17 protein-coding genes, 1 pseudogene and 2 riboswitches are annotated in these 24,438 nt (G+C 71.1%); of the genes and pseudogenes, 7 read left to right on the top strand and 11 right to left on the bottom strand.

Annotated elements, in window-relative coordinates; all coding sequences use genetic code 11:
- The first annotated feature begins 272 nt into the window (after positions 1 to 272).
- On the top strand, positions 273 to 5,546 hold the full coding sequence (locus tag ACNAVT_RS27815) for a PxKF domain-containing protein (RefSeq protein WP_416300454.1): 5,274 nt from the start codon (positions 273 to 275) through the stop codon (positions 5,544 to 5,546).
- Positions 5,547 to 5,659: 113 nt separating this feature from the next.
- On the opposite strand, the gene ACNAVT_RS27810 is transcribed toward ACNAVT_RS27815, so the two are convergent.
- From ACNAVT_RS27810 to ACNAVT_RS27780, 7 genes and pseudogenes are all read right to left on the bottom strand, one after another.
- Positions 5,660 to 6,283, bottom strand: coding sequence for a LysE family translocator (locus ACNAVT_RS27810; protein WP_416300480.1), 624 nt, complete (start codon positions 6,281 to 6,283; stop codon positions 5,660 to 5,662).
- Between the two features lie 3 nt (positions 6,284 to 6,286).
- Positions 6,287 to 6,799 (bottom strand): acyl-CoA thioesterase, encoded by a 513-nt coding sequence (locus tag ACNAVT_RS27805; protein ID WP_416300452.1) that lies wholly within the window; start codon positions 6,797 to 6,799, stop codon positions 6,287 to 6,289.
- Between the two features lie 149 nt (positions 6,800 to 6,948).
- Positions 6,949 to 7,095: riboswitch (cobalamin riboswitch) on the bottom strand.
- A gap of 158 nt (positions 7,096 to 7,253) precedes the next feature.
- On the bottom strand, positions 7,254 to 8,249 hold the full coding sequence (locus ACNAVT_RS27800) for a ribonucleotide-diphosphate reductase subunit beta (RefSeq protein ID WP_416300478.1): 996 nt from the start codon (positions 8,247 to 8,249) through the stop codon (positions 7,254 to 7,256).
- 35 nt (positions 8,250 to 8,284) lie between these two features.
- The gene (locus tag ACNAVT_RS27795; protein WP_416300476.1) at positions 8,285 to 10,615 is read right to left on the bottom strand and encodes a ribonucleoside-diphosphate reductase subunit alpha; all 2,331 of its coding nucleotides are present in this window, start codon (positions 10,613 to 10,615) and stop codon (positions 8,285 to 8,287) included.
- A gap of 209 nt (positions 10,616 to 10,824) precedes the next feature.
- Positions 10,825 to 11,041, bottom strand: a riboswitch (cobalamin riboswitch).
- 59 nt (positions 11,042 to 11,100) lie between these two features.
- Positions 11,101 to 11,781 (bottom strand): response regulator, encoded by a 681-nt coding sequence (locus ACNAVT_RS27790; RefSeq protein WP_416300450.1) that lies wholly within the window; start codon positions 11,779 to 11,781, stop codon positions 11,101 to 11,103.
- On the bottom strand, positions 11,778 to 12,662 hold the full coding sequence (locus tag ACNAVT_RS27785; RefSeq protein WP_416300449.1) for a sensor histidine kinase: 885 nt from the start codon (positions 12,660 to 12,662) through the stop codon (positions 11,778 to 11,780). Before ACNAVT_RS27785 ends, ACNAVT_RS27790 begins: the two co-directional genes overlap by 4 nt.
- Positions 12,663 to 12,912: 250 nt before the next feature.
- Positions 12,913 to 13,332 (bottom strand): annotated as a pseudogene (locus tag ACNAVT_RS27780) (sensor histidine kinase); the annotation flags it as partial.
- Between the two features lie 158 nt (positions 13,333 to 13,490).
- Between ACNAVT_RS27780 and ACNAVT_RS27775 the strand changes: the two are divergent.
- The 6 genes from ACNAVT_RS27775 (at position 13,491) to ACNAVT_RS27750 (ending at position 19,014) form a co-directional block, all read left to right on the top strand.
- The gene (locus ACNAVT_RS27775; protein WP_416300447.1) at positions 13,491 to 14,300 is read left to right on the top strand and encodes an ABC transporter ATP-binding protein; all 810 of its coding nucleotides are present in this window, start codon (positions 13,491 to 13,493) and stop codon (positions 14,298 to 14,300) included.
- A complete protein-coding gene (locus ACNAVT_RS27770; protein WP_416300445.1) occupies positions 14,293 to 15,126 on the top strand; it encodes an ABC transporter permease in 834 nt (277 codons plus the stop codon). Before ACNAVT_RS27775 ends, ACNAVT_RS27770 begins: the two co-directional genes overlap by 8 nt.
- A gap of 30 nt (positions 15,127 to 15,156) precedes the next feature.
- The gene (locus ACNAVT_RS27765) at positions 15,157 to 16,191 is read left to right on the top strand and encodes an ABC transporter substrate-binding protein (RefSeq protein WP_416300443.1); all 1,035 of its coding nucleotides are present in this window, start codon (positions 15,157 to 15,159) and stop codon (positions 16,189 to 16,191) included.
- Positions 16,192 to 16,365: 174 nt separating this feature from the next.
- Entirely contained in the window at positions 16,366 to 17,469 is a 1,104-nt protein-coding gene (locus ACNAVT_RS27760; protein ID WP_416300441.1) for a hypothetical protein, read from the top strand.
- A gap of 210 nt (positions 17,470 to 17,679) precedes the next feature.
- The gene (locus ACNAVT_RS27755) at positions 17,680 to 18,666 is read left to right on the top strand and encodes a sporulation protein (RefSeq protein WP_416300440.1); all 987 of its coding nucleotides are present in this window, start codon (positions 17,680 to 17,682) and stop codon (positions 18,664 to 18,666) included.
- Positions 18,667 to 18,741: 75 nt separating this feature from the next.
- Complete coding sequence (locus ACNAVT_RS27750; protein ID WP_416300438.1) at positions 18,742 to 19,014, top strand: GlsB/YeaQ/YmgE family stress response membrane protein; 273 nt, start codon at positions 18,742 to 18,744, stop codon at positions 19,012 to 19,014.
- Positions 19,015 to 19,083: 69 nt separating this feature from the next.
- On the opposite strand, the gene hutH is transcribed toward ACNAVT_RS27750, so the two are convergent.
- Genes hutH through ACNAVT_RS27730 form a run of 4 tightly spaced genes read right to left on the bottom strand, consistent with a single transcriptional unit; the run spans position 19,084 to position 24,438 of the window.
- Positions 19,084 to 20,619, bottom strand: a complete 1,536-nt coding sequence (gene hutH / locus ACNAVT_RS27745; RefSeq protein ID WP_416300437.1) for a histidine ammonia-lyase — start codon at positions 20,617 to 20,619, stop codon at positions 19,084 to 19,086.
- Positions 20,616 to 21,827: an imidazolonepropionase gene (gene hutI, locus ACNAVT_RS27740; protein ID WP_416300474.1), complete on the bottom strand. Its 1,212-nt coding sequence runs from the start codon at positions 21,825 to 21,827 to the stop codon at positions 20,616 to 20,618. The genes hutH and hutI overlap by 4 nt, the downstream gene beginning before the upstream one ends.
- Before the next feature lie 41 nt (positions 21,828 to 21,868).
- On the bottom strand, positions 21,869 to 23,221 hold the full coding sequence (locus tag ACNAVT_RS27735; protein WP_416300473.1) for a formimidoylglutamate deiminase: 1,353 nt from the start codon (positions 23,219 to 23,221) through the stop codon (positions 21,869 to 21,871).
- Positions 23,218 to 24,438: an allantoate amidohydrolase gene (locus ACNAVT_RS27730; RefSeq protein ID WP_416300436.1), complete on the bottom strand. Its 1,221-nt coding sequence runs from the start codon at positions 24,436 to 24,438 to the stop codon at positions 23,218 to 23,220. The genes ACNAVT_RS27735 and ACNAVT_RS27730 overlap by 4 nt, the downstream gene beginning before the upstream one ends.

Below are 24,438 nucleotides of genomic sequence, written 5' to 3'. Positions count from 1 at the left end.
GGAGCATCCTGGCCGCAGCCCTGAGCGCGGCCGCGCATTCATCTCCCCCTCCCGCAGCCCCTGTCCCGGCGCCGTTCCCGGTTACCGCCCGCTCGCGCGGCACGTCGTCCGGCACCAGGACGGCTGCCGCTGGGCCGGCGTGACCGGGCAGGCCGGGACGCCCGTCACGTCCGCCGGCAACCGCGTGCAGTTCACACCGAAATCACCACCACCGCAAGGTGCGCTGGGCGCGCCCCCAAGCCCCAGCCGCACCGATATCAAGGAGGTCGAACATGAGCAGTAGACGCGTGAGGAGGGCGCCTGTCTGGGCCGCCCTTACTGCGCTGGTGGTGGGAGGGATGGTCGGCACGCCCTCCGCGGCCCATGCCGCCGGCCCGATCCTGCCGGGCAACGAGGGTGACGTAGGGGTCTACACCAACGGGCAGAACCACGTCATGGAGATCGGGGACCCGGTCTACAACAACGTGGCCGAGGTCGCGGCGCAGCTCAAGCCCGGGGTGCCGTTCACGGCCTCGAACATGCACCAGTCCATCTTCGACAAGGACCTCGCCGCCGGCGGCACGGACTACTACCTCGACCGCGTGCTGGGCGTCCGCGGGACGCTCGGGTCGGCGGTGCTGATGACCAGGGGCCGCTCCCTGTACATGCGCGGCGCGAGCACCAACAACTTCACCACCATGGGCTTCGCCGGCAGCACGTACGTCGGTGGCCCGAACAACCTCGGCAACCTGTACACCGTCACGGTGCCCGGGCAGACCGTCACCGAGGTCAGCGCGAACCGCTTCAACGCGCCGAGCCACGCCAAGGGCCGGTACACGATCGGCACCACCGGAGTCACCGCCGACCTGACGAAGTTCATCACCTACGACAACGTCGCGGTCACCGCCATCGACTTCACCAACCCCGGCGGCTCGCCGGCGACGTTCACCGTCCGCGCCGCGTCGCCGCTGGCCACCCAGGCCGGCAAGGGTGCGGGCGAGCTCACCGGCACCCGCACCATCACCAGCGGCGCCAACAACGGCCTCGTCGACACCCCGTGGAACAGCGTCACGATCGACCTCACCGGTGCGGGCTTCACCCGTAGCGGCACCAACCTCGACCGTGAGATCACGGTGCCCGCCGGCGGCACGGTGTCGCTGTCGGTCGTCGGCGCCGTCTCCTCGGCCACGCTGCCCAAGACGGTCGAGGGCTACAAGGAGTACGCCGCGATGCCGGCGGCCCAGGCCGTGCGTACCGGCATCACCGAGTTCAACCGCCGCTGGGCCCAGGACGTCCCCTACATCAACGTCCCCGACCCCGCGGTCGAGAAGGCCATCGTCTACCGCTGGTGGGGTGAGCGCTACAACAGCCTCGACGCCAACGCCCCCGGCTACGCCTACCAGTACCCGACCACGGTCGAGGGGTCGAACCTCTACCAGAACGCCATCGCGCTGACCCAGCCGATGCACCTGCAGGACACCAAGTGGCTGCGTACGCCCTACCTGCCGTACGGCCAGATCCTCAACATCGGCGAGCTGTCCGGCTCCTCCGCCTTCCTGGACAGCCCCGGTCACACCAGTTGGAACAACCACTACTCGCAGTACATCGGCACCTCGGGGCTCGAGGCCTACAACGTGCACGGTGGTGGCAAGGAGATCGCCGACAAGTTCGCCCACTACTTCGAGGGCGACGGCATCGGCCAGCTCGAGCACTACGACGGCAACAAGAACAAGCTCATCGCGTACGACACCAACTACATGCCGGGCAACGACGCGGACGCCATCTCCTTCGGCTTCCCGAAGTCCAACGCCAGCGCCCCCGGCGCGCGCACGATCGAACGCCCCGAGTCGGCGTACGTGTGGGGCGCGCTCGACGCCGCCCGGCAGCTCTACCAGATCGCCGGGGCCGACCCGGCCAAGGTCAACGAGATGGCGACCGCCGCCGACGGGACCCGCGACGCGATCCTCAGCCAGCTGTGGAGCCCCGACATGCGGATGTTCCTGGCCGGCACGTCGTACGGAGCCACCAGCGCGGCCAGCTCCAACGGCCGGGCCAACCCGCTGCCCGCGTCGGCCCGCAACCTGATCCCGGCGAAGGAGTCGAACCTCTACGACGTCTACGCCGAGAACCTCATTCCGTTCGACCAGTGGCAGAAGTACGTCGACGGGTACCGCTTCCTGACCTACGGCGACAACTTCCCGATCTTCCCGTTCTACACCGCCAACCAGTACGACCGGGCCGCCTACGGGATCGGCGGCTCCAACAACTTCTCCAACATCAACTTCACCGTGCAGTACCGCGGCGTCCGCTCGGCACTGCGCCACTACGACCCGCAGCAGAAGTACATCACTCCGGAGTACGCCAAGCGGCTGCTGGACTGGATGGCCTGGAGCATCTACCCGGGCGCTGACGTTCGTGTCCCGAACCAGTCGGAGTACTACTCCAACTGGAACCCGACCACGAAGACCTACAACCGCAACAACCCGAACCACGTGATGCTCGGGAACATGAACTACATCTATGTCGAGGACATGGCTGGCCTGCAGCCGCGCTCCGACGACAAGATTGAGCTCTGGCCGATCAAGTTCGGCTACGAGCACTTCATGGCCAACAACCTGCGCTACCACGGGCACGACGTCACGATCGTCTGGGACCCCGACGGCAGCAAGTACGGTCTGGGCGCCGGCTACAGCCTGTTCCTGGACGGCGAGAAGAAGGTCAGCACCGACAAGCTCGGCAAGCTCACCTACGACCCGAACACCAACAAGGTCCAGGCCGAGGACGGCGTGACCGTCACCTTCACCGCGACGAACGGGAGCAACTTCCCGAGCGCGGTGAACACCACGATCAAGGACGACCGCGTCGTCGATTACCTCAAGACGGCCGGCATCGACCTCACCGAGAACGCTCCGAACCTGGCGAAGGGCGCCGCCCTGAGCTCGTCGTACACCCAGCAGGGCGCCCGGCCGACCCCGTGGCGGCAGTTCCACACCCCCGGCTGGAGCACCACCTCGATGAACTACACCCCCGGTGCGACCAAGGAGCCCGAGCGTCCGGCGTCGCTGGCCGCCGTGACCGACGGCGTCACCGCCAACGAGCCGTTCTGGGGCAACTACGGCACCACCGAGAAGAACGGCTACATCGAGCTCGATCTGGGTTCGGCCAAGTCCTTCGACAACGTGAAGGTGACCTTCGTCAGCGACCGCCAGGCCGGCGGCTACCACGAGCCCTCGCGCTGGTGGGTCCAGGTGCCCAACGGCAGCGGTGGCTGGAAGGAGGTGCCGGACCAGTTCAAGAACCCGACGGTCCCGGCGGCCAAGTTCAACGAGGCGCTCTTCAAGACCGTGACGTCGAACAAGGTGCGCATCGCGTTCACGAACAGCCCGACCTACTACACGGCGATCGCCGAGGTCCAGGTGTTCAACTCGGGTCGTGACGTGCCGGCCGTCTCGAACCAGGCGCCGGTCGTCACCGCCACCCGCGACGGCTCGGCGGACGGCAACCTGTCCACCAGGCTGGTCGGCACGGCCACCGACGACGGCATCCCCTACGACAACGAGCTCAGCTTCGGCTGGGAGACCGTCTCGGCGCCGCAGGGCGCGGGCGTCATCTTCGCCGACCCGAAGGCGCTGGCCACCCGGGTGACCGGCACGCTCGCCGGTGACTACGTGTTCCGCTTCGTCGCCAACGACGGCGACAAGCGGTCGGAGGCAACCGTGGCGGTGACCCTCACCAAGCGGGCGGTCGCCGCGGAGTTCGGCTCGTCGGCAACGGTCACCACCAGCGGTACCGCGTCGTGGGAGAACCACCAGCGGGTCAACGAAGCCAGCAACCCGAGCAGCTCGAACCCGGGCACCGGCAACGGCTGGGGCAACTGGGGCCAGACGCAGAACGGCACCAGCGTCGCGCAGGCGGCGTGGATCCAGTACGCCTGGACCTCGCCGGTGCGGCTGTCGTCGACCGACATCTACTGGTACGACGACAACGGCGGCACCCGCCGGCCCAACGCCACGACCTACGCCATCGAGACCTCCTCGGACGGCACCACCTGGACGCCGGTCACCCTGACCAAGGGGTCGACGTACGCCAACGGTCTGGCCACCAACACCTACAACCACTTCGACTTCGAACCGATCACGACGAACCGGCTGCGCATCCGCATCTGGGGCGTTCAGGGCACCGGCGCGGGCACGGGCGTGCTGCGCTGGCGCGCGAACGGCGAGACGGTCGACTCGGTGCGTTCGCCGGTGCTGATCCGGACCGGCGTGGGCGACGTGCCCACGCTGCCGAGTGAGCTCGACGGGATCTACGCCAGCGGGGCCCGCGGCAAGGTCGCGTTCAAGTGGCAGCCGATCACGCCCGAGATGGTCGCGGAGACCAACGTCGACCCGTTCGTGGTCTACGGCACCAACGACGCGTACGGCCTGATCGCTGAGGCCCGCGTGTACGTGCGGCCCGAGATGTCCCAGGGTGGCATCTCGATCCAGGGCGCCGAGACGTTCGAGCAGGCCGTGGCGGTGGGCGAGCAGCCCTACCTGCCCAGCAAGGTGGAGGTCTCCTACAACGACGGATCCCGGGACAACCAGGCCATCGGCGTCAACTGGAACTTCGACGAGAACATCGTCAAGACCCCCGGTCGCTACACCATCGTCGGTGACCTGATCCTGCCCGACTACGTCAGCGAGGCCGGCACCACACGGACCACGCTGACCCTCACCGTGGGCAAGGACACCGTGGCCCCGACGACGACCCTGACCTGGTCGCCGGCGGAGCCGAACGGTGACAACGGGTGGTACACGACGGCCCCGTCCTTCACGCTCGAGGCGAAGGACGCGTTCGCCGTGGCCAGCAGCCAGTACCGGCTCAACGGCGGTGAGTGGACGACCTACCCGGGTACGCCGGTCGCGGTCGTCCGGGACGGCACCAACCGGGTGGAGTTCCGCTCGACCGACACCAGCGACAACGTCGAGGAGCCGAAGGAGGCCACGGTCAAGGTCGACACGACCGCGCCGACGGCGACGTTCGCCTCCTCGATCGGCGAGGTGTACTTCGGCTCGGTTCCGCCCGCGCCCACCTGCACCGCGAGCGACGCCCTCTCCGGTCCGGCGGGCTGTGTCGTCAGCGGCTACAGCACCGAGGTCGGCACGCACATCCTGCTCGCGACGGCGACCGACGCCGCCGGCAACGTGGGCACGGCCGTGCAGTCGTACACCGTGCTGCCATGGACGGTGAAGGGCTTCTACAGCCCGATCGGCATGGACGGGGTGTTCAACACGGTCAAGGCCGGCAGCACCGTGCCGATGAAGTTCCAGGTCTTCTCGGGCAAGACGGAGCTGACCAACCCGGCGCTGGTCACGATGAGCGCCACCCAGGTCACGTGCGACTCCGGCGCTCGGATGGAGGAGGTCGACACGGTCAGCAGCGGTGCCACGTCGCTGAGGTACGACCTGAACGGCGGTCAGTTCGTCTACAACTGGAAGACGCCCGCCACACCCGGTGCCTGCTACGCGGTAACGGCCACGACCTCTGACGGGTCGAGCGTCACCGCGAAGTTCAAGCTCCGCTGACAGCAAGGTGAAACACGCGGAGGGGCTGCTTCGGCAGCCCCTCCGCCGCATTTCTGCCCCATACTCGTCGAAGCCTCCCGCCGTCACGACCCGTCCAAGGCGGGCCAGAAAAGTCAGCCGGCGGCCAGGCGTAGCCCGAGGGCGACGAAGGCGACCGCGCAGATCCGATTGATCTGCCGCGACCAGCGGCCGTCGGCCAGTCGGCCGGCGAGCCGCCCGGCACCGGCGCCGAGGGCGATGTCGACGGTGAGCTGCACCGCGACGAACAACCCGCCGAGCAGCACCAGTTGCGCGGTGACGTTGCCCGCCGCCGGCTCGACGAACTGCGGCAGGAACGCGACGCTGAACAGGATCATCTTCGGGTTGAGCAGGTTGGTCACCAGCCCACGCAGGAACGCCCGCTCGGCTCGACCATCGTGACCCGGCGCGGTCGCGCCGGGACCGCTCGAGCCGCACAGCGCCCGCACCCCGAGCACGATCAGGTACGCCGCGCCGGCCCAGCGGATCGCGGTGAAGAGCACCGGCGAGGCGGAGATCGCCGCCGCGAGTCCGAACACGACCGCCGCGACGTGGACCGCCTCCCCGGCGGCGACGCCGAGCGCGGCCACCAACCCGGCGCGGGTGCCGTAGCGGGCGGCGTTGGCGAGGACGAACATCATGTCCGGACCAGGAGTGACCATCAGTACGACGATCGCGGCGAGGTAGCCGGCGAGTGTCGCCACGGAGAGACCGAACATCACTCAGCCCTCCCCGGCACCGTCGAGCAGTGCCCGCCGCAGCGTCAGCCGGTGGTCCCGGCGGATCTCCGCCTCGCGGTACCGGCGCCGGTCACCGTCGGTCTGGGGGAGCAGCGGTGGCACCGGGCGTGGCTGGCCCGCGTCGTCGACCGCCACCATGACCAGATGCGCGGTCGCCACGTCGGTGGGCGGCACCGCCCGGTCCCACCGGTCGGCGGTGACCTTGACCGCCACTTCCATCGAGCTGCGCCCGGCCCAGGTGATCCGGGCGTCGACGTGGACCACGTCGCCGACCCGGACCGCGCGGAGGAAGGCGGTCTCGTCGATGGCCGCGGTGACCGCCGGCCCGTCGGAGTGGCGGGCGGCGACCACTCCGGCGACGGAGTCGATGAGGTTGAGGATCCGGCCGCCGTGGACCGTACCCATCAGGTTGGTGTGGTGCTGGTCCATGATCTGCGAAAGGGTCAGGTGGGATGCCGACGGTGCGCGGCCGGCGATGGTGGTGGTGTCGGGCACTGTGGTTCGTCCGTCCTCGGGAAGCGCGCCGCCGGCTCCGGGGTGCGCACGTCGAGGACACGCCGGACGGCTCACGTACGGCGCATCACCCGCCCGACCCACCCGCGAGGTCGACGGCAGCGCGCACACCTCGTGCGCGCGGCGCGGGCAGGTCTTCGGACTCGCGGGCACGACCGGCGGACCGGTCTCCTACTGGCCGTCGCTTCCCGGGCCGCACGCGGCCCAGTGCTGATGACGGCGGTCGTTCCCACTCACCGCTGCGGGGCAGTCCCGGACTTCCACCGGGTTCCCTCTTACGACGCCCGGGGGTGACCGGGCGAACCAGCGCCGCCGGACAGCATATCCGTCGCCGATCGCTTCTCGGCCGGCGGCGAGGGCCGGCTGTGAGGTATCCCCTGCCCCGGGTGGGGCGGCCGCTCGGGGCGGTTTCACCGCCGTCCCGAGCGGCCGCGGCTCAGAAGTCGTCGTCGAAGGCGACGGTGCCGCTCACCCCGACCTGGTACGCCGACACCCGGCGTTCGAAGAAGTTGGACAGCTCCTGCACGTCCTGCAACTCCATGAAGGCGAACGGGTTGGTCGAGCCGTAGTGGGCGCCGATACCCAGCTGCGCCAGCCGCCGGTCGGCGACGTGCTGGAGGTACTGGCGCATGTCGGCCAGGGTCAGTCCCGGCACACCCTGGCCGACCAGGTCCTCGGCGAACTGCACCTCGCACTCGACGGCCTCGGTGAGCATCTGCCGGACCTGGTCGGCGAGGTCGTCGTCGAACAGGTCCGGCTCCTCCCGCCGTACGGTGTCGACCACGTCGAAGGCGAACGCCATGTGCATCGACTCGTCGCGGAACACCCAGTTGGTGCCGGAGGCGAGGCCGTGCAGCAGGCCGCGGGAGCGCAGGAAGTAGACGTAGGCGAACGCGCCGTAGAAGAACAGGCCCTCGATGCAGGCGGCGAAGCAGATCAGGTTGAGCAGGAACGCCCGCCGGTCCTGCTTCGTCCGCAGCTCCCGCAGATCATGGATGGAGTTGATCCAGCGGAAGCAGAACTCGGCCTTGCGTCGGATCGACGGGATGTTCTCGACGGCGGCGAAGGCGGCGGCGCGTTCGGCCTCGTCGGGCACGTAGGTGTCGAGCAGGTTGAGGTAGAACTGGACGTGCACCGCCTCCTCGAAGAGTTGGCGGGACAGGTAGAGCCGGCCCTCGGGGCTGTTGACGTGCTGGTAGAGGTTGAGCACGAGATTGTTGGCGACGATGGTGTCGCCGGTGGCGAAGAACGCCACGAGCCGGCTGACCAGGTGCCGCTCGGCCGGGGTGAGCCGGTGGAGGTCGGTCAGGTCGGCGTGCAGATCGACCTCCTCGACGGTCCAGGTGTTGCGGATGGCGTCGCGGAAGCGGTCGAAGAAGTGCGGGTAGCGCATCGGGCGGAGGGTGAGGTCCATCCCGGGGTCGAGCAGCATGGCTGTGGTCTCCGTCGTGGTGTCGCTCGGGATGGTCACTGGCAGGCCTCGCACGCCTCGGGGTTCTCCAGCGAGCAGGCCAGCGCCTCCTCGTCGGTCGCCACCGGCGCGATGGCGCCGACGCGGGCCGGCACGGTGGCCTGCTGGATCCGGGTGGCCGGGCGGGAGCGCAGGTAGTAGGTGGTCTTCAGGCCGGCCTTCCAGGCGTACAGGTACATCGAGGAGAGCTTGCCGATGGTCGGCGCGGCCATGAACAGGTTCAACGACTGGGACTGGTCGATGAACGGCGCGCGGGCGGCGGCCAGGTCGATCAACGCCCGCTGCGGCAGCTCCCACGCGGTGCGGAACAGCTCCCGCACCTCCGCCGGCAGTTCTGTGACGTCCTGGACGGACCCGTCGGCGCGCTTGATCGCGGTCCGGATCCGCTCGGTCCACAGCCCGCGAGCCTTGAGTTCCGCGACGAGGGCGGTGTTGACCTGGAGGAACTCCCCGGAGAGCGTCTCCCGCTTGAACAGGTTGGACACCTGCGGCTCGATGCACTCGTAGCAGCCGGCGATCGAGGCGATGGTGGCGGTCGGCGCGACCGCGACCAGCAGCGAGTTGCGCAGCCCGTGCGCGGCCACCCGCTGCCGCAGCGCGTCCCACCGTTGCGCCTGGGTGCCGGCGACGCCCCAGAGGTCCGGCTGCAGCTGGCCGCGCGCGGCCCTGGTCTCGGCGAAGGCCGGATGCGGACCGAACCGCTCGGCGAGGTCGGCGGAGGTCTCCAGGGCGGTCAGGTACAGCTCCTCGCTGATCCGGGTGGACAGCTCGCGGGCGGCCGGAGAGTCGAACGGCAGCCGGAGCGCGAAGAAGGCGTCCTGCAGACCCATCAGCCCGAGGCCGACCGGCCGCCAGCGGGGATTGCTCGCCGCCGCCTGAGGGGTCGGGTAGTAGTTGATGTCGATCACGCGGTCGAGGAAGGTCACCGCGGTGCGTACCGTGGCGCGCAGCCGCTCCCAGTCGATGCCGTCGTCGGACAGGTGGGCGGCGAGGTTGACGGAGCCGAGATTGCACACCGCGGTCTCGGTGTCGCTGGACACCTCGACGATCTCGGTGCACAGGTTGGACAGGTGCACCACGTTGCCCGGCTCGGCGGTCTGGTTGCACAGCCGGTTCGCGGCGTCCTTGAACGTCATCCACCCGTTGCCGGTCTGCGCGAGCGTACGCATCATCCGCCCGTACAGTTCGCGGGCGTTGACCTGCCGGACATGGCGGCCCTGCGCCTCGGCCGCCCGGTACGCGGTGTCGAACTCCGCCCCCCACAGGTCCGGCAGCTCGGGCACCTCGTCCGGGTCGAACAGCGACCACATCCCGTCCGTCTCCACCCGGCGCATGAACTCGTCCGGGATCCAGTTGGCCAGGTTGAGGTTGTGGGTCCGCCGGGCATCCTCGCCGGTGTTGTCCCGCAGCTGGAGGAACTCCTCGATGTCCGGGTGCCACGGCTCCAGGTAGACGCAGGCCGCGCCCTTGCGCCGGCCGCCCTGGTTCACCGCGGCGACGCTCGCGTCGAGCGTACGCAGCCACGGCACGATGCCGTTGGACTGCCCGTTCGTGCCCCGGATGAGTGCGCCCCGTGCGCGAACCCGGGAGAAGGCGATGCCGATCCCACCGGCGAACTTGGACAGGTTGGCCACCTGCCCGTACCGCTGGTAGATCGAGTCGAGCTCGTCGCGGGGGGAGTCGACCAGGTAGCAGGAGGACATCTGGGTGTGCCGGGTGCCGGAGTTGAACAGCGTCGGCGAGCTCGGCAGGTATGCCAGGCTGGACATCAGCCGGTAGAAGTCGATGGCCTCGCCCGGGGTGCGCGACAGCCCGCAGGCCACCCGCAGCAGCCAGTACTGGGGCGTCTCCAGCACCAGCCGGCTGGTCGGGTGGCGCAGCAGGTACCGGTCGTAGACGGTGCGCAGGCCGAAGTATTCGAACCGCAGGTCACCGTCGGGGTCGACGGCGTCGTCGAGCTTGCGCGCGTTGGTGGCGACGAAGTCGGCGGTCGCGTCGCCGATGAGCCCCTCCGCGTGGCCGAGCCGGATCGCCTGGCTGAACGAGGCGATGCCCTGCCCGCGTACCTCCTTGTCGACGTAGCCGGCGAGCAGGCGGGCGGCGAGGCGGGAGTACTGCGGCTCCTCGCCGATCAACTCGGCCGCGGTCTGGATCGACAGCCGGTCCAGCTCGTCGGTGGTCGCGCCGTCGTACAACCCGCTGATGGTGCGGGTCGCCACGCGTAAGGGGTCGACGTCGGTGAGGTCCCCGGCCCATCGTTCGACCGCCCGGACGATCTTGTTGACGTCGACCGGCTCGGTGCTGCCGTTGCGCTTGCGGACGTGCATCTGCACCCGGCGTTGCCCGGGCGGGGCCTCGTTGTCCGGCGCCGCGTCGATAGACGGATTGACCTCGGTGACTGTCACTACTCACTCCTCGCGAGCTCGAGACCGGGTCGGCCTCGGCGCGTGGGAGCAGACACCTGGGGACATGCCGCATGACGGTGTCCCGTGGCGTCGGCCGTCCCACGCGGCCTCGGACCGTCGCACGCCCCAGGGTGGACGTGCGGCGCGCTGGCAGGTCTTCGGACTCGCGGGCGGGACCGGGTTCGCCGGTCTCCTACTGGCCGTCGCTTCCCAGGCTGTTGGTGGCCCAGTGCTGATGACGGCGGTCGTTCCCACTTACCGCTGCGGGGCAGTCCCGGATTCCCACCGGGTTCCCTCTTGCCTCGGCCGCCTTGGAGAAGCGGCCGAACCAGCTGCGTCAGACACCATATATGGCGCTCCCATCATCCGGGCAACACCAGATGTCGCGTCGGTGTGTCAGGTGCGTCTCAGCTGCCGGGGCGGGTGGTGCCGCGCCACCGGTACAGGTGCTCCGGGCGTCCGGCTGATCCGTACCGCAGGCTCAGCTCCAGTTTGCCGTTGTGGGCGAGGTCGGCCAGGTAGCGCTGGGCGGTCGCGCGGGAAACCCCGGTCGCGTCGGCGATCTCCACCGCGGTCATCGGGGCGACCGCATCCCGGACGGCGATGAGGATCCGCTGCGCGGTCACGGCGGAGCGGCCCTTCGGCAGTCCGGCGGCGGGAGCGTCCGCGTCGTGCAGCAACGCCATCGCCCGGTCGATCTCCTCCTGCCCGAGGCCGCGTTCGCCGGCCAACTGGCTGCGGTACCGGGCGTACGCGAGCAGCCGCTCCCCGAGCTGAGCGGGCGTGAACGGCTTGACCAGGTAGTTCAGCGCGCCGGCGGAGAGGGCCGCGCGGACGGTGACCGAGTCGTCGGCGGCGGTCAGCATGATGACGTCGGCGGCGAGGTCACGTACCACCGAGGTGCCCAGGCCGTCGGGCAGGTACTGGTCCAGCAGGACGAGGTCGGGCTTGAGGTCGGCGGAGGCCGCCACGGCGCCTTCCGCGGTGTGCGCGACACCGATGGAGGCGAAGCCCGCCACCTGGCTGACGAAGGACGAGTGCAACGCGGCCACCCGGAAGTCGTCGTCCACCACGAGTACCCGGATCATTCAGCGCCCTCCCAGGCGAGTGCGGCGGCGGGGCTCAGCACCCCGGGCAGTGCGGCGACGAACACCGCGCCCTGGCCGGGGGCGACCGGGCCCATCCGGACGTCCCCGCCGTGGTTGCGGGCGGTGCGGCGAGCCAGCGCGAGCCCCAGCCCCCGGCCGGCTTCCTCCTTGGTGGACGCCCCGGGCACGAAGGGGTCCGCCAGGGCGACCCCGTCACCGCTGTCCACCACGTAGACGTGCAGGTCGCGCTCCTCCGCCAGGAGGCTCACCTCGACCCACGCGGGTCGGTGTTCCCCCGACGCAGCCGCGCGGATCGCGTTGTCCACCAGGTTGCCCAACACGGTGAACACGTCCAGCGGGCGGGTCAGCCGCCCGGGCATCCAGGTGTCCTCACCCAGGCGCAGGGTCACCCCGGCCTCGGAGGCCACCGCCGTCTTGGCCGCCAGCAGGCCGTCCAGGTACGGGTCACCGATCCGCCCCGGCGGCGCGCTGACCGATGTGGTGGCGGTCAGCTCTCGCAGGTACGCCTGCGCGCGGCCGGTGTGGCCGAGGTGCAGCAGCCCGCTCAGGGCGTGCAGCCGGTTGGTGTGCTCGTGCGCCTGCGCGCGCAGCGCGTCGGTGAGGGCCCGGGTCGACTCCAGTTCGCGCGCCATGTCGTCGAGGTTGGTGTGGTCGCGCAGGGTCAGCACGATGCCGAGGTCCTGGCCGTTGCGGCGGACCGGCCGGCGGGTGACCGCCACGACGCGCTCGCCGAGCAGCCGTAGGCCACTGGTGAGTGGGGTGCGGTCCTCGAGCAGGCCGAGCACCTCCTCGGTGGCCGGTGCGCCGGGCGTCACCGGCTGGGTCAGCAGGCGTGCCGCCTGCTCCGTGCAGACGCTCACCCGTCCCCCCCGCGTCCACCGCCAGCACTCCGTCGCGCACGCCCTCCAGCACCGCGACCTGTTCGCGGACCAGGTCGGCGAGGTCCGTGGGTTCCAGGCCGAGAGTGCGCCGTTTGAGGCGGACGGCGAGCAGCGCCGCTCCGCCGATGCCGACGCCGAGGGCCAGGGCCGTGAAGACCTCCGCGGCCGGCAGCAGCTCCTGGAGGCGATGATCGATCTCGTCGGCATCGATACCTACGCTGACCTCCCCGACGACGGCCCCGGATGGATCGCGCAGCGGCACCTTGCCGCGGGCGGAGAGCCCGAGCGTGCCGCGCTCGACGTTGGCCACCTCGCGGCCGGCGAGCGGCCCGGAGGGGTCGGTGCTGACGTGTTCGCCGATCAGCCGTGCGTCGGTGTGCGAGAAGCGGATGCCGTGGTCGTCGGTGATCACGACGAACGACGCATCCGTCGCAGCGCGCACCTGCTCGGCGTACCGCTGCACCTCTCCACCGGCCGACGGTGTGCCGGCGCGGACCGCCTCGGCGAGCCCCGGACGCTGGGCGACCGAGCGGGCGACGGCCAGCGCCCGTTGCTCGTACTGCTGCTCCAGTTCGTTGCGGAGCAGCAGCGTGGCGAGCGTGAATCCGGCGGCGGCCACGACCGCGACGACGACCACGCACAGCAGCATCGTCTGCGTGGCCAAGCGGAGGGGGCGTCGCTTCACGCATGCCACGCTACCTGCGCAAACATGGCGAGCAGAACGCGCAAAAAGGGATCTACGCGAGTTGGCCGCGCAATGGACGAAACCGCGCGGAAACCTCTCCGCCACAGTTACGGTCTGCCGCTATGACCCAGAGCACACCCGCCATCCGGCTGGATCGGGCGACCAAGATCTTCCCGGCCACGAACGGCGGTTCCTTTACGGCGATGCGGGAGGTCACGCTCGACGTGGCGCCCGGGGAGTTCGTCACCGTGGTCGGTCCCACCGGCTGCGGCAAGTCGACCACCCTGTCGCTGATCTCCGGCCTCGAGCCGGCGAGCGCGGGAACGGTAGCCGTCGGCGGAACCCCGGTCACCGGGATCCCCCGCACCGTCGGATACATGTTCCAGCAGGACGCGACGCTGCCGTGGCGAACGGTCAGCGACAACATCGCCCTCGGCCTGCGCTACCGCGGGGTGTCGAAGGCCGACTCCCGCGCCCGGGCGCAGAAGTGGATCGACGCCGTCGGCCTCGCCGGTTTCGAGAAGTACTACCCCCACCAGCTCTCGGGCGGCATGCGCAAGCGCGTGGCGATGGCGCAGACCCTGATCACCGAGCCCGAGATCATCCTTATGGACGAGCCGTTCGGCGCGCTCGACGTGCAGACCCGGGAACTCATGCAGGGCGAGTTGCTGCGGCTGTGGGCGGGCACCGGCGCGGCGGTCGTCTTCGTCACCCATGACCTGACCGAGGCGATCGCCCTGGCCGACCGGGTCGTCGTCATGACCGCGGCACCGGCCACCGTCAAGACGGTCGTCCCGGTGGATCTGCCCCGGCCCCGCAACGTCGACGAGATCCGCCTCGACCCGCACTTCCTCGACCTCTATCGCAAGGTCTGGGAACCGTTGCGCGACGAGGTCGAGATCGCCCGCAAGAAGGGAGCCTCCCGTGGCTGACATCGCCCTGGCCGAATCCCCGGCCCAGGTCGAGACCCCCGTCCTCGCGTCGGCGCGGCGCAAGATCCGCTGGGGCATCCTGGCGGCGCGCCTGGCGCTGGTCGCCCTGTGGCTCGGCTCCTGGGAACTCGCCGCGACCTACTGGATCGACCCGTTCTTCTACTCCTCGCCCAGCGCCATCTGGCAGAAGCTGATCGTCTGGTTCACCGAGGGCACCGCCGTCGGCTCCATCTGGACCCAGATCTCCTACACCCTGCAGGAGGCCGTCTTCGGCTTCGCGCTCGGCGCCGTGGCCGGCGTGGCGATGGGCGTGGTCCTCGGGCGGGCCCGATTTCTCGCCGACGTCCTCGCGCCGTTCATCAAGGCCGCCAACGCCATCCCGCGCATCGTGCTCGCCTCGCTCTTCGTCATCTGGTTCGGCCTGGGCATGAACTCGAAGGTGGCCACCGCGTTCGTGCTGGTCTTCTTCGGCGTCTTCTTCAACGCGTTCCAGGGCGCCCGCGAGGTGTCGAAGGTCATCGACGACAACGCCCGCATCCTCGGGGCCTCCCGCTCGCAGTTGATGCGTACCGTCGTGCTGCCCAGCGCGACCACCTGGATCCTGGCCAGCCTGCACACGGCCTTCGGCTTCGCCCTCATCGGCGCGATCGTCGGCGAGTACGCCGGTGCCGACAAGGGCCTCGGCCTGCTCATCTCGCAATCCCAGGGCACGTTCGACGCGGCTGGCATCTACGCCGCCATGATCATCACCACGGTCCTGGCGCTGCTCGCGGAGGCCGTGCTCACGGCCGTCGAGCGCCGCCTGACCAAGTGGCAGCCCCGCTGATTCCCCCCATCACCCCTAGGAGAGTTGCACATGCGTAAGTCAATTGCGCTGCTGGCGATCCCCGCCCTGGCGCTCGGTCTGACGGCCTGTCGCGGCCAGTCGCCCTCGGCCAGCGCCGGTGGCGAGCAGCCGACCACGATCAAGATCATGGTTGGCGGCCTGGACAAGGTCATCTACCTGCCGGCGAAGCTCACCGAGCAGCTCGGCTACTTCAAGGACGCCGGCGTCGACGTGCAGCTGCTCAGCGAGCCGTCCGGGGCCCAGGCGGAGAACGTCATGCTCGCCGGCCAGGTCGACGGCGTCGTGGGCTTCTACGACCACACCGTCGACCTGCAGGCCAAGGGCAAGTGCGTGGAGAGCGTCGTGCAGTTCGCCGACGTGCCCGGCGAGGCCGAGGTCGTCGCGACCGGCAAGGCCGGTGCCGTCACCTCACCGAAGGACTTTGCGGGCAAGAAGCTCGGTGTCACCAGCCCCGGCTCCTCCACCGACATGATCACCCGGGCGCTGGCCGTCCGCAGCGGCGTCGACCCCTCGAAGTACACGACGGTCAAGGCCGGGGCCGGTCCGACCTTCATCGCCGCCATCGACAACGGTGGCATCGACGCCGGCATGACCACCGACCCGACGATCGCCAAGCTGACCAGCTCCGGCAAGGCGAAGGTCTTCATCGAGATGCGGACGGAGGAGGGCACCAGGGCGGCGCTCGGCGGCCTGTACCCCGGTGCCTCCCTCTACATGCCGTGCGACTACGTCTCCGCGCACAAGCAGACCATCCAGAAGATGGTCAACGCGTTCGTCAAGACCCTGAAGTTCATCGACACGCACAGCGCCGCGGAGATCGCCGCGAAGATGCCGGCCGACTACGCCGGCTCCGACCCGAAGCTCTACGAGCAGTCGATCAACGACTCCAAGAGCATGTTCACCGCCGACGGCGTGATGCCGGCCGACGGCCCGCAGACCGTACTCGATGTCCTGAAGCCGTCGAACGAGGCGGTAAGGGCGAAGGCTGACCAGATCGATCTGGGCAGGACCTACACGACCGAGTTCGTGAAGGCCGCCAGCTGAGCTGCACCCGCCGGGTCGTTCGCAGCGGGCCCGGCGGGACCATCCGAGACAGGGTGACGCCCCTACCGATCCCCGGGTCAGACGTGGTCTGGCCCGGGGATCGGTTGTGCGAAACAGTAGGGGAACGCGGACGGGGACGGATGCCCGCGCGGGCGGCAACGGGGGAGACAGACGATGCGGGTGTTCGAGAGGGCCGTGGGTTGGCCAGGCTGGTGCGGCGCCGCGGGAGCCGTGACCCTGCTGGTCCTCTCGGCACCGACCTCGGCGGCGGGATCTCCGCCTGCCGCCACCCCGCCCAAGCCCGGTACGCCCGTGTGCCGGGTGCAGGACGACCGGCTGAACGAGATATCCGGAATGGTCGCCACCGATGCCGGGTTTGTCGTGGTCAACGACAGTGCCGACGAGGAGCCGCGCCGACGGATCTTCTTTCTGGACGCCGACTGCGCGGTGGTACGGACGGTGCGCTATCCCAGCCGGCCACGGGATACCGAGGACCTGGCCATCGGTGCGGACGGCACGGTCTGGGTGGCTGACATCGGGGACAATGACCGCTCCCGCCAGACCGTGGCGGTGTGGAAGCTGCCGAAAGGGGCGGACCGCCCAGTTCTGTATCGCATGACGTATCCGGACGGCCCGCATGACGCCGAGGCGTTGCTGATCACCGGTGACGGTCGGCCCGTCATCGTGACCAAACAGGGCGGTGCTGCCGGTCTCTACAGTCCGTCCACCTCGCTGCGGGCGCAGGCGACGGTCCCGCTGACGCGGGTGGGCGAGGTGCGCCTGCCGGCCACCACGACCAGCAACCCCTTCTCCTTTGTCGGGCGGGGTCTGGTCACCGGCGGTGCGACCGCCCCGGACGGACGCCGGGTGGTACTGCGCACCTACGCCGACGCGTTCGAGTTCGACGTCACCGGCGGCGACGTGGTCGCCGCCCTCACCACGGGGGCGCCGCGGGTGATTCCGTTGCCCGACGAACCCCAGGGCGAGTCGATCACCTACAGCCGCGACGGCCGCTTCCTGCTCACCGTGTCCGAAACCGCCGATCAACCGCCGGGCACGAAGCCCACGATCCTGCGCTATCCGGTCGCGGCACCGCCATCGCCGACCCCCCGCCAGAGCGTCTCCGCTCCGGCCGCCCACGCCACGAACCAACCGAACCAACGCCGCGACAACGTCACGGAACTCCGCTCCCTCGTGGCGGCCGTCGGGGCCCTCGGACTGGGTCTGCTCGTCGTGGGGCTGGTCGGGATGACCTGGCTACGCGGTAAGCGACGCTGAAACCGCAGCCGGCAACGCCCGGTAGCGGGCGCGAGTACGGCAGAAAGTAACTGAGCGAACGCATTCAGCTACTTTTCAGGTTGGGTGGGTAGGTTTCCCGCCCAACGGCATCCATTATGGACGCCGTCGATCGCCTTACTGGGCAGGGGTTTCGACTGGAGTCCCATGCCGCTGGCGGCGCACGTCCGATTGTCGTCGAGGGAGACGTTCGTGGTGTTCAAGAAGATGCTGGGCGCGTTCGGGGTGGGCGGGCCCAGCGTCGACACGGTCCTTTCCAATACGAACACCCGGCCGGGGTTGACGCTGGGCGGCCACGTGAACCTGGTCGGCGGCAGCCATGATGTGGACATCGACCACATCACCGTCGGCCTCGTCACCCGGGTGGAGACGGCGGGCGCGGGGGAGGAGTACGACGCGTTCGTCGAGTTCCACCGCGTCCCCGTCGCCGGCGGCCTGCACCTGCGCGAAGGACAGCACCTCTCGCTGCCGGTGCAGATCGCGGTGCCGTGGGAGACCCCGGTGACCAGCGTGTACGGGCAGCACCTGCACGGCATGACGATGGGCCTGCGCACCGAGGTCGCCATCCGGGGCGCGGTGGACAAGGGCGACCTCGACGCCGTGCACGTGCACCCGCTGCCGGTCCAGGAGCGCATCCTGGACGCCTTCGGTCGGCTCGGCTTCCAGTTCAAGGGCGCCGACCTGGAGCGTGGACACGTCGCCGGCCTGCACCAGAGCCTGCCGTTCTACCAGGAGATCGAGTACTTCCCGGCGCCGCAGTACGCCCACGGCATCAACGAGGTCGAGCTCACCTTCGTGGCCAACGAGCACGGGGTGGATGTCGTGCTGGAGTTCGACAAGCGCGGTGGCCTCTTCACCGGCGGCCACGACTCCTACGGCCGCTACCACGCCACCCACGCCGACGCCGACCGGGTGGACTGGACCGCCCAGGTCGACGCCTGGATCCGCCAGGCCCTCAACCAGTACCAGAGCATGCCCGCCAGCCACGGCTACGGCCAGCCCGCCTACGGACACCACGGCGGCCACTACGGCGACCACCACGAGCGGCGCGGGCCCGGCATGGGTGCTGTCGCCGCCGGTGCGCTCGGTGGTGCGGCGCTCGGCTTCGCCGGCGGCATGATCGCCGAGGAGGTCTTCGACTCGTTCGGCGACGACGACGGAGGCGACGAAGAGGGCTGAGCCACTACCCGCGTGGCCACTTGCGGGGAAGGGCGATGATCGGGCTGGACGACACCCCTTGGAAGGACGGCTCTCGTGGAAGTCACCGGCATCTTCAGCGCGATCGTCATCGGCCTGATCATCGGTGCGCTGGGCCGCCTGGTCGTACCGGGTAGGCAGGCCATCCCGATCTGGCTCACGCTGGTCATCGGCGTGGTCGCCGCGATCCTCGGCACGGCCGTCGCCAGCGTCCTCGGCGTGGCCGAGACCGCGGGCATCGATTGGATCGAGCTGTTCATCCAGGTCGGCTTCGCCGCGATCGGCGTCGTGATCGCCGCCGGCGCCTACGGCCGCCGTCGCATCCACTGACAGTGCGGGGCCGGGGGCGTCCACCGCCCCCGGCACCCGTACGTGGTGATCCTCCCTGCCGGTGAGCTCTCAGCCGAGCGGGCCGACCTCCCGCTCGATCGCCGCGCGCAGCTCGGGGCCGCGCACCACCTCACAGGCGGCCTCCATCAGCGGGGCGAGGAACACGTCCGGCCCCGGCTCGCCCACCACGTCACCGAGGGCGGCCAGCGCGGCCCGGCCGGCCGGCGACGGGGTCAGCGGGGCACGGAGCTGGAGCCCGCGTACGGCGGCCAGCAGCTCCACCGCGAGCAGGCTGGTCAGGTTGTCCAGCACGGTGCGCAGCTTCTTGGTCGCCGCCCAGCCCATCGAGACGTGGTCCTCCTGCATGCCGCTGGTGGGCAGCGAGTCGACCGAGGCGGGAGCGGCCAGCCGCCGGTTCTCGGCGACGATCCCGGCCGCCGTGTACTGGGCGATCATCAGCCCGGAGTTGACCCCGGCGTCGGGGGAGAGGAACGCGGGCAGGTCCCGGGACCGGGTGACGTCGAGCAGCCGGTCGACCCGACGCTCGGCGATGGCACCCACCTCAGCGGCGGCGATGGCCAGGTAGTCGGCGGCGAAGCCGAGCGGCGCGCCGTGGAAGTTTCCGGTCGACTCGACCCGCCCGTCCGGCAGCACCACCGGGTTGTCCACCACGGACAGCAGCTCCCGCCCAGCCACGGTCTCGACGAAGTCGAGGGTGTCCCGGGCGGCGCCGGCCACCTGCGGCGCACAGCGCATCGAGTACGCGTCCTGCACCGCGTGGGAGAGGTCGTCGCGGTGCGAGTCCATCACCGCCGAGGCCTGGAGCAGCTTGTGGATGTTCGCCGCCGAGACGGCCTGCCCCGGGTGCGGCCGGATGGCGTGCAGCTCGGGCAGGAACGGCCGCTCCGAGCCGAGCATCGCCTCGATCGCCAGGGCGGCGGTGACGTCCGCCATGGCGAACAGGTGCCGGGCGTCGCGGATGGCCATCAGCAGCATGCCGAGCATGCCGTCGGTGCCGTTGATCAGCGCCAGCCCCTCCTTGGCGGCCAGCTCGATCGGCTGCAGGCCGACCCGGCGCAGCGCCTCGCCGCCGGGGATGCGTTCCCCGGCCGGGCCGAGCACCCAGCCCTCGCCGAGCAGCACCAGCGCGCAGTGCGCCAGCGGCGCCAGGTCACCGGAGGCGCCGAGCGAGCCGTGCTCCGGCACCCAGGGGGTGACCTCGTGGTTGAGCAGGTCGACCAGGGCCTCGGCGACCAGCGGCCGGACCCCGGAGCGGCCGAGGGCGAGCGAGCGGACCCGCAGCAGCATCATCGCGCGGACCACCTCGCGGGGCATCGGCGCGCCCACCCCGGCGGCGTGCGAGCGGATCAGCGCGTGCTGGAGTTCGGCGCGCCGCTCCGGCGCCACGAAGGTGTTGGCCAGTGCCCCGAAGCCGGTGGAGACGCCGTAGACGGGCCGGCCGGCCGCCTCGATGCCGTCCACGATGGACCGGCTGGTCGCCATCGCGTCCACGGCGGCGGGGTCGAGGACGACCTTGGCGGTGCCGCGGGCCACGGTGAGCACGTCGGTGGGGGAGATCCCGGTGGGCTGGATGGTGACGGTCATTGCGGCGCTCCGTTGTGCAGAACCTGGCGGATCAAGGGAACACCGGGCCGGTAGGCCAGGTGCAGGTGGGAAGGGGCGTCGAGGATCATGAGGTCGGCCCGGGCGCCCGGGCGCAGTCGACCGACGTCGCTGCGGCGCAGCGCCGCCGCCCCGCCGGCGGTCGCGGCCCACACCGCCTCCGCCGGGGTCATCCGCATCTCGCGTACGGCGAGGGCGATGCAGAACGGCATCGACGACGTGTACGACGACCCGGGGTTGCAGTCGGTGGCCAGCGCCACGGTCACCCCCGCGTCGAGCAGCCGTCGGGCGTCCGGGTACGGCGACCGGGTGGAGAATTCCGCCCCGGGCAGCAGGGTGGCGACGGTGTTGGTGTGCCCGCCCTCGGCGCACATGCAGTCGATCCGGTGCGCGGCGAGCGCGTCGACGTCGGCGTCGGACAGATGGGTGCAGTGGTCGACGCTGGCCGCACCGAGCTCCACCCCGAGCTGCACCCCGGGTCCGGGGCCGAGCTGGTTGGCGTGCACCCGCACGCCCAGCCCGACCGCCTGCCCGCAGGCGAGGATCGCCCGCGCGTGGTCCACGTCGAAGGCGCCCCGCTCGCAGAACACGTCGATCCAGCGGGCGTACGGGGCGGCGGCGGCCAGCATCGGCCCGCACACCATGCCCACGTAGTCGTCGGGGCGGGCGGCGTACTCGGCGGGGACGACGTGCGCGCCGAGGAAGGTGGTGTCCTCGCTGAACTCGGCGGCGATCCGCAGCGAGCGGGCTTCGTCGGCGACGGTGAGCCCGTACCCGCTCTTGATCTCGATGGTGGTGGTGCCCTGCCGCATCGCCTCGGCGCGCAGCCGGCGGACGGTGGCCCGCAGCTCGTCGTCGGAGGCGGCGCGGGTGGCGCCGACGGTGGTGCGGATGCCGCCCCCGGTGTACGGCTCGCCGGCCATCCGGGCGGCGAACTCGGCGGCCCGGTCGCCGGCGAACACCAGGTGGGCGTGGCTGTCCACGAAGCCGGGCAGCACCGCCGCCCCCGCGGCGTCGATCCGCCGATCGGCGGCCGGGGCGTCCCGGGCCGGCCCGATCCAGGCGACGAGGCCGTCCTCGACCAGCAGCGCGACGTTGCGGCGTAGGCCTAGCGGCCCGCCGGCGCCGCCGGGGGAGTTGGTGACCAGCTCCCCGATGTTGTCCACCAGCAGGCTGCCGGTGCTGCGCATGGTCCGCCGCGTCGGGCCGTCCGGACGGACCGGGAAGCTGGTCATGAGGTCACCTCCGAGATCGCGGCGTGCAGCTCGGCCGGCACGTCGACGGTCAGGTGGCGGCCGTCGGCGACCACCTGACGCCCGTCGACCACCACGTGGGTGACGTCGGCGGCACCGGCCGCGAAGAACGCCCCTACCGGCGGCACCCCCGCAGTCCGGGCGCTGTCCAGCCGTACCGTGACCAGGTCGGCCCGGTCGCCGACCGACAGTCGGCCGGCATCCCCCCAGCCCAGCGCGGCGTGCCCGGCGACCGTGGCGGCGGTGACCAGCTCGGCTGCGGTGAAGTGCCCCCGCTTGCGGGTGCGCAGCCGCTCGTCCAGCTCCACCGCGCGGGCCTCCTCGAAGAGGTCGACCACCGCGTGGCTGTCGCTGCCGAGGCTGAGCGGGCTGCCCGCCTGGGCCATCCGGTGGGCCGGTCCGATCCCGTCGGCCAGGTCCCGCTCCGTGGTGGGGCAGAGGCAGACCCCGGTCCGGTTGTCCCCGAGCAGCGTGATGTCGGCGCTGGTCGGGTGGGTGGCGTGCACCGCGGTGGTGTGCGCGCCGAGCACGCCGTGATCGGCCAGCAGCCGGGTCGGGGTGCAACCGTGCACGGCCCGGCAGGCGTCGTTCTCGGCCGGCTGCTCGGACAGGTGCACGTGCAGCGGCACCCCGCCGCGGTCCGCCCAGCCGGCCACCGTGGCGAGCTGTTCCGCCGGCACCGCTCGGACCGAGTGGATCGCCGCACCGACTCGCGCGTGGTCGTTCTCCGGGGTGAAGCCGCTGACCCGCTCGGCCCAGCGCAGCGCGTCCCCGTCGCCGAACCGCCGCTGCGGCCCGGCCAGCGGCGCGCCGTCCACGCCGGCGGTCAGGTACGCGGTGTCCAGCAGCGTGATCCGGATCCCGGCGTGCGCGGCCGCCTCCACCAGCGCCGCGGACATCGCGTTCGGGTCGGCGTACGCGGTGCCGTCCGGGCCGTGGTGCAGGTAGTGGAACTCGCCGACGCAGGTGATCCCGGCGAGCGCCATCTCCGCGTACGCGGCCCGGGCAAGAGCCAGGTACGAGTCCGGGTCGAGCCGGGCGGCCACGTCGTACATCACGTCCCGCCAGCTCCAGAAGTCCCCCCGCCCGCCGTGGGTACGCCCGCGCAGCGCCCGGTGGAAGGCGTGCGAGTGGGCGTTGGCCAGGCCGGGCAGGGTGAGCCCGGGCAGCCGTACCGCGTCGCGCAGCACCTCCACACCGGCGGTCGGCGTACCCCCGCCGACCAGCGGCGTGACCGCCGTGATCCGGCCCTCCTCGGCCTCGATCAGCACGTCGGCGGTGGGTTCGGCGTGGTCGGGCAGCCAGGCGTACTCGGCCAGCCAGCGGTTCAGCGGCATGTCAGCTCCTCGAGCACCCGGGCCAGGGCGGCCACCCCGGCGGCGCAGTCGGCGTCGGTGGCGGACTCGGCGGGGGAGTGCGACACCCCGCTCGGGTTGCGGACGAAGAGCATCGCGGTGGGCAGGTGTGCGGCGAGCACCCCCGCGTCGTGCCCCGCTCCGGTGGGCAGCACCGGCGCGTCCAGCAGCCGGGCCAGCCGGTCGGCCAGCCCGCCGTCGAACGCCACCAGCGGGGTGGCCGACTCCTCGGTGCAGGTCAGGTCGGTGCCGTCCCGCTTCGCCCGCTCGCCGGCCTTGGCCCGCACCGCCTCGACCAGCCCGTGCAGCGTCTCCGGCTCGGCCGCCCGGGCGTCCAGCCAGCCCGTCACCCGCGACGGGATCGCGTTCGTGGCGTTCGGCTCCACCGAAACCCGGCCCACGGTGGCGTGCGCGTCGCGCAGCCGGGCCTCCTTGTTCGCCGCGAGCACCGTGAACGCGTACGTGAGCATCGGGTCGCGGCGGTCGGCCATCCGGGTCGTACCCGCGTGGTTGCCCTCGCCCTGGAAGTCGAAGCGCCAGCGGCCGTGCGGCCAGATCGCGCTCGCCACCGCGACCGGCGCACCGTGGTCGACCAGCGCGCGGCCCTGCTCCACGTGCAGCTCCACGAAGGCCGCGAAGCGGCCGAGCAGCGCCGGGTCGGCGCCCGCCGGCCGCTCACCCAGCGCCTCGGCGAAGCTCACCCCGGCCGCGTCGCGCAGCCCGGCCGCGCGCTCCACCGCGATCTCCCCGGTGAGCAGCCGCGACCCCAGGCAGGGTACGCCGAACCGGCCGCCCTCCTCCTCCACGAACGCGGCCACCGCCACCGGCCGGACCGGGGCGAGGCCGGCGGCCCGCAGCTCGTCCACCGCGAGGAACGCGCTGACGATGCCGAGCGGTCCGTCGTACGCCCCGCCGTGCGGCACCGAGTCGAAGTGGCTGCCGGTCAGCACCGCGTGGCCCGCCTCCGGATCACCCCACCAGGCGAACAGGTTGCCGTTGCCGTCCTCGGCCACCGGCATGCCGCGCCGGTCGGCCTGCTCGCGGAACCAGGCGCGCAGCGTGAGTTCCGGCTCGGTCAGCGCGTACCGCAGGTAGCCGCCGCTGCCCGCGTCCCGCCCGACCGGCGCCAGCTCGTTCCACAGCTCCCGGAACCTCTTGGGAAGGGTCCCTTCCGCCACCGAATGCGTTGACAA

This window comes from Micromonospora sp. SL4-19 (assembly GCF_047921475.1).
Classification (GTDB): domain Bacteria; phylum Actinomycetota; class Actinomycetes; order Mycobacteriales; family Micromonosporaceae; genus Micromonospora.
Note: the sequence above shows the minus strand (reverse complement) of the source record. Positions and strands in the feature narration are given on the sequence as shown.

Bases quoted from the DNA above. Each gene is read 5' to 3' on its own strand.
- ACNAVT_RS27815 (WP_416300454.1), top strand. From the start codon at position 273: ATGAGCAGTAGACGCGTGAGGAGGGCGCCTGTCTGGGCCGCCCTTACT.
- ACNAVT_RS27810 (WP_416300480.1), bottom strand. From the start codon at position 6,283: ATGTTCGGTCTCTCCGTGGCGACACTCGCCGGCTACCTCGCCGCGATC.
- ACNAVT_RS27800 (WP_416300478.1), bottom strand. From the start codon at position 8,249: ATGCTGCTCGACCCCGGGATGGACCTCACCCTCCGCCCGATGCGCTAC.
- ACNAVT_RS27795 (WP_416300476.1), bottom strand. From the start codon at position 10,615: ATGCACGTCCGCAAGCGCAACGGCAGCACCGAGCCGGTCGACGTCAAC.
- ACNAVT_RS27790 (WP_416300450.1), bottom strand. From the start codon at position 11,781: ATGATCCGGGTACTCGTGGTGGACGACGACTTCCGGGTGGCCGCGTTG.
- ACNAVT_RS27775 (WP_416300447.1), top strand. From the start codon at position 13,491: ATGACCCAGAGCACACCCGCCATCCGGCTGGATCGGGCGACCAAGATC.
- ACNAVT_RS27765 (WP_416300443.1), top strand. From the start codon at position 15,157: ATGCGTAAGTCAATTGCGCTGCTGGCGATCCCCGCCCTGGCGCTCGGT.
- ACNAVT_RS27760 (WP_416300441.1), top strand. From the start codon at position 16,366: ATGCGGGTGTTCGAGAGGGCCGTGGGTTGGCCAGGCTGGTGCGGCGCC.
- hutH (WP_416300437.1), bottom strand. From the start codon at position 20,619: ATGACCGTCACCATCCAGCCCACCGGGATCTCCCCCACCGACGTGCTC.
- hutI (WP_416300474.1), bottom strand. From the start codon at position 21,827: ATGCGCAGCACCGGCAGCCTGCTGGTGGACAACATCGGGGAGCTGGTC.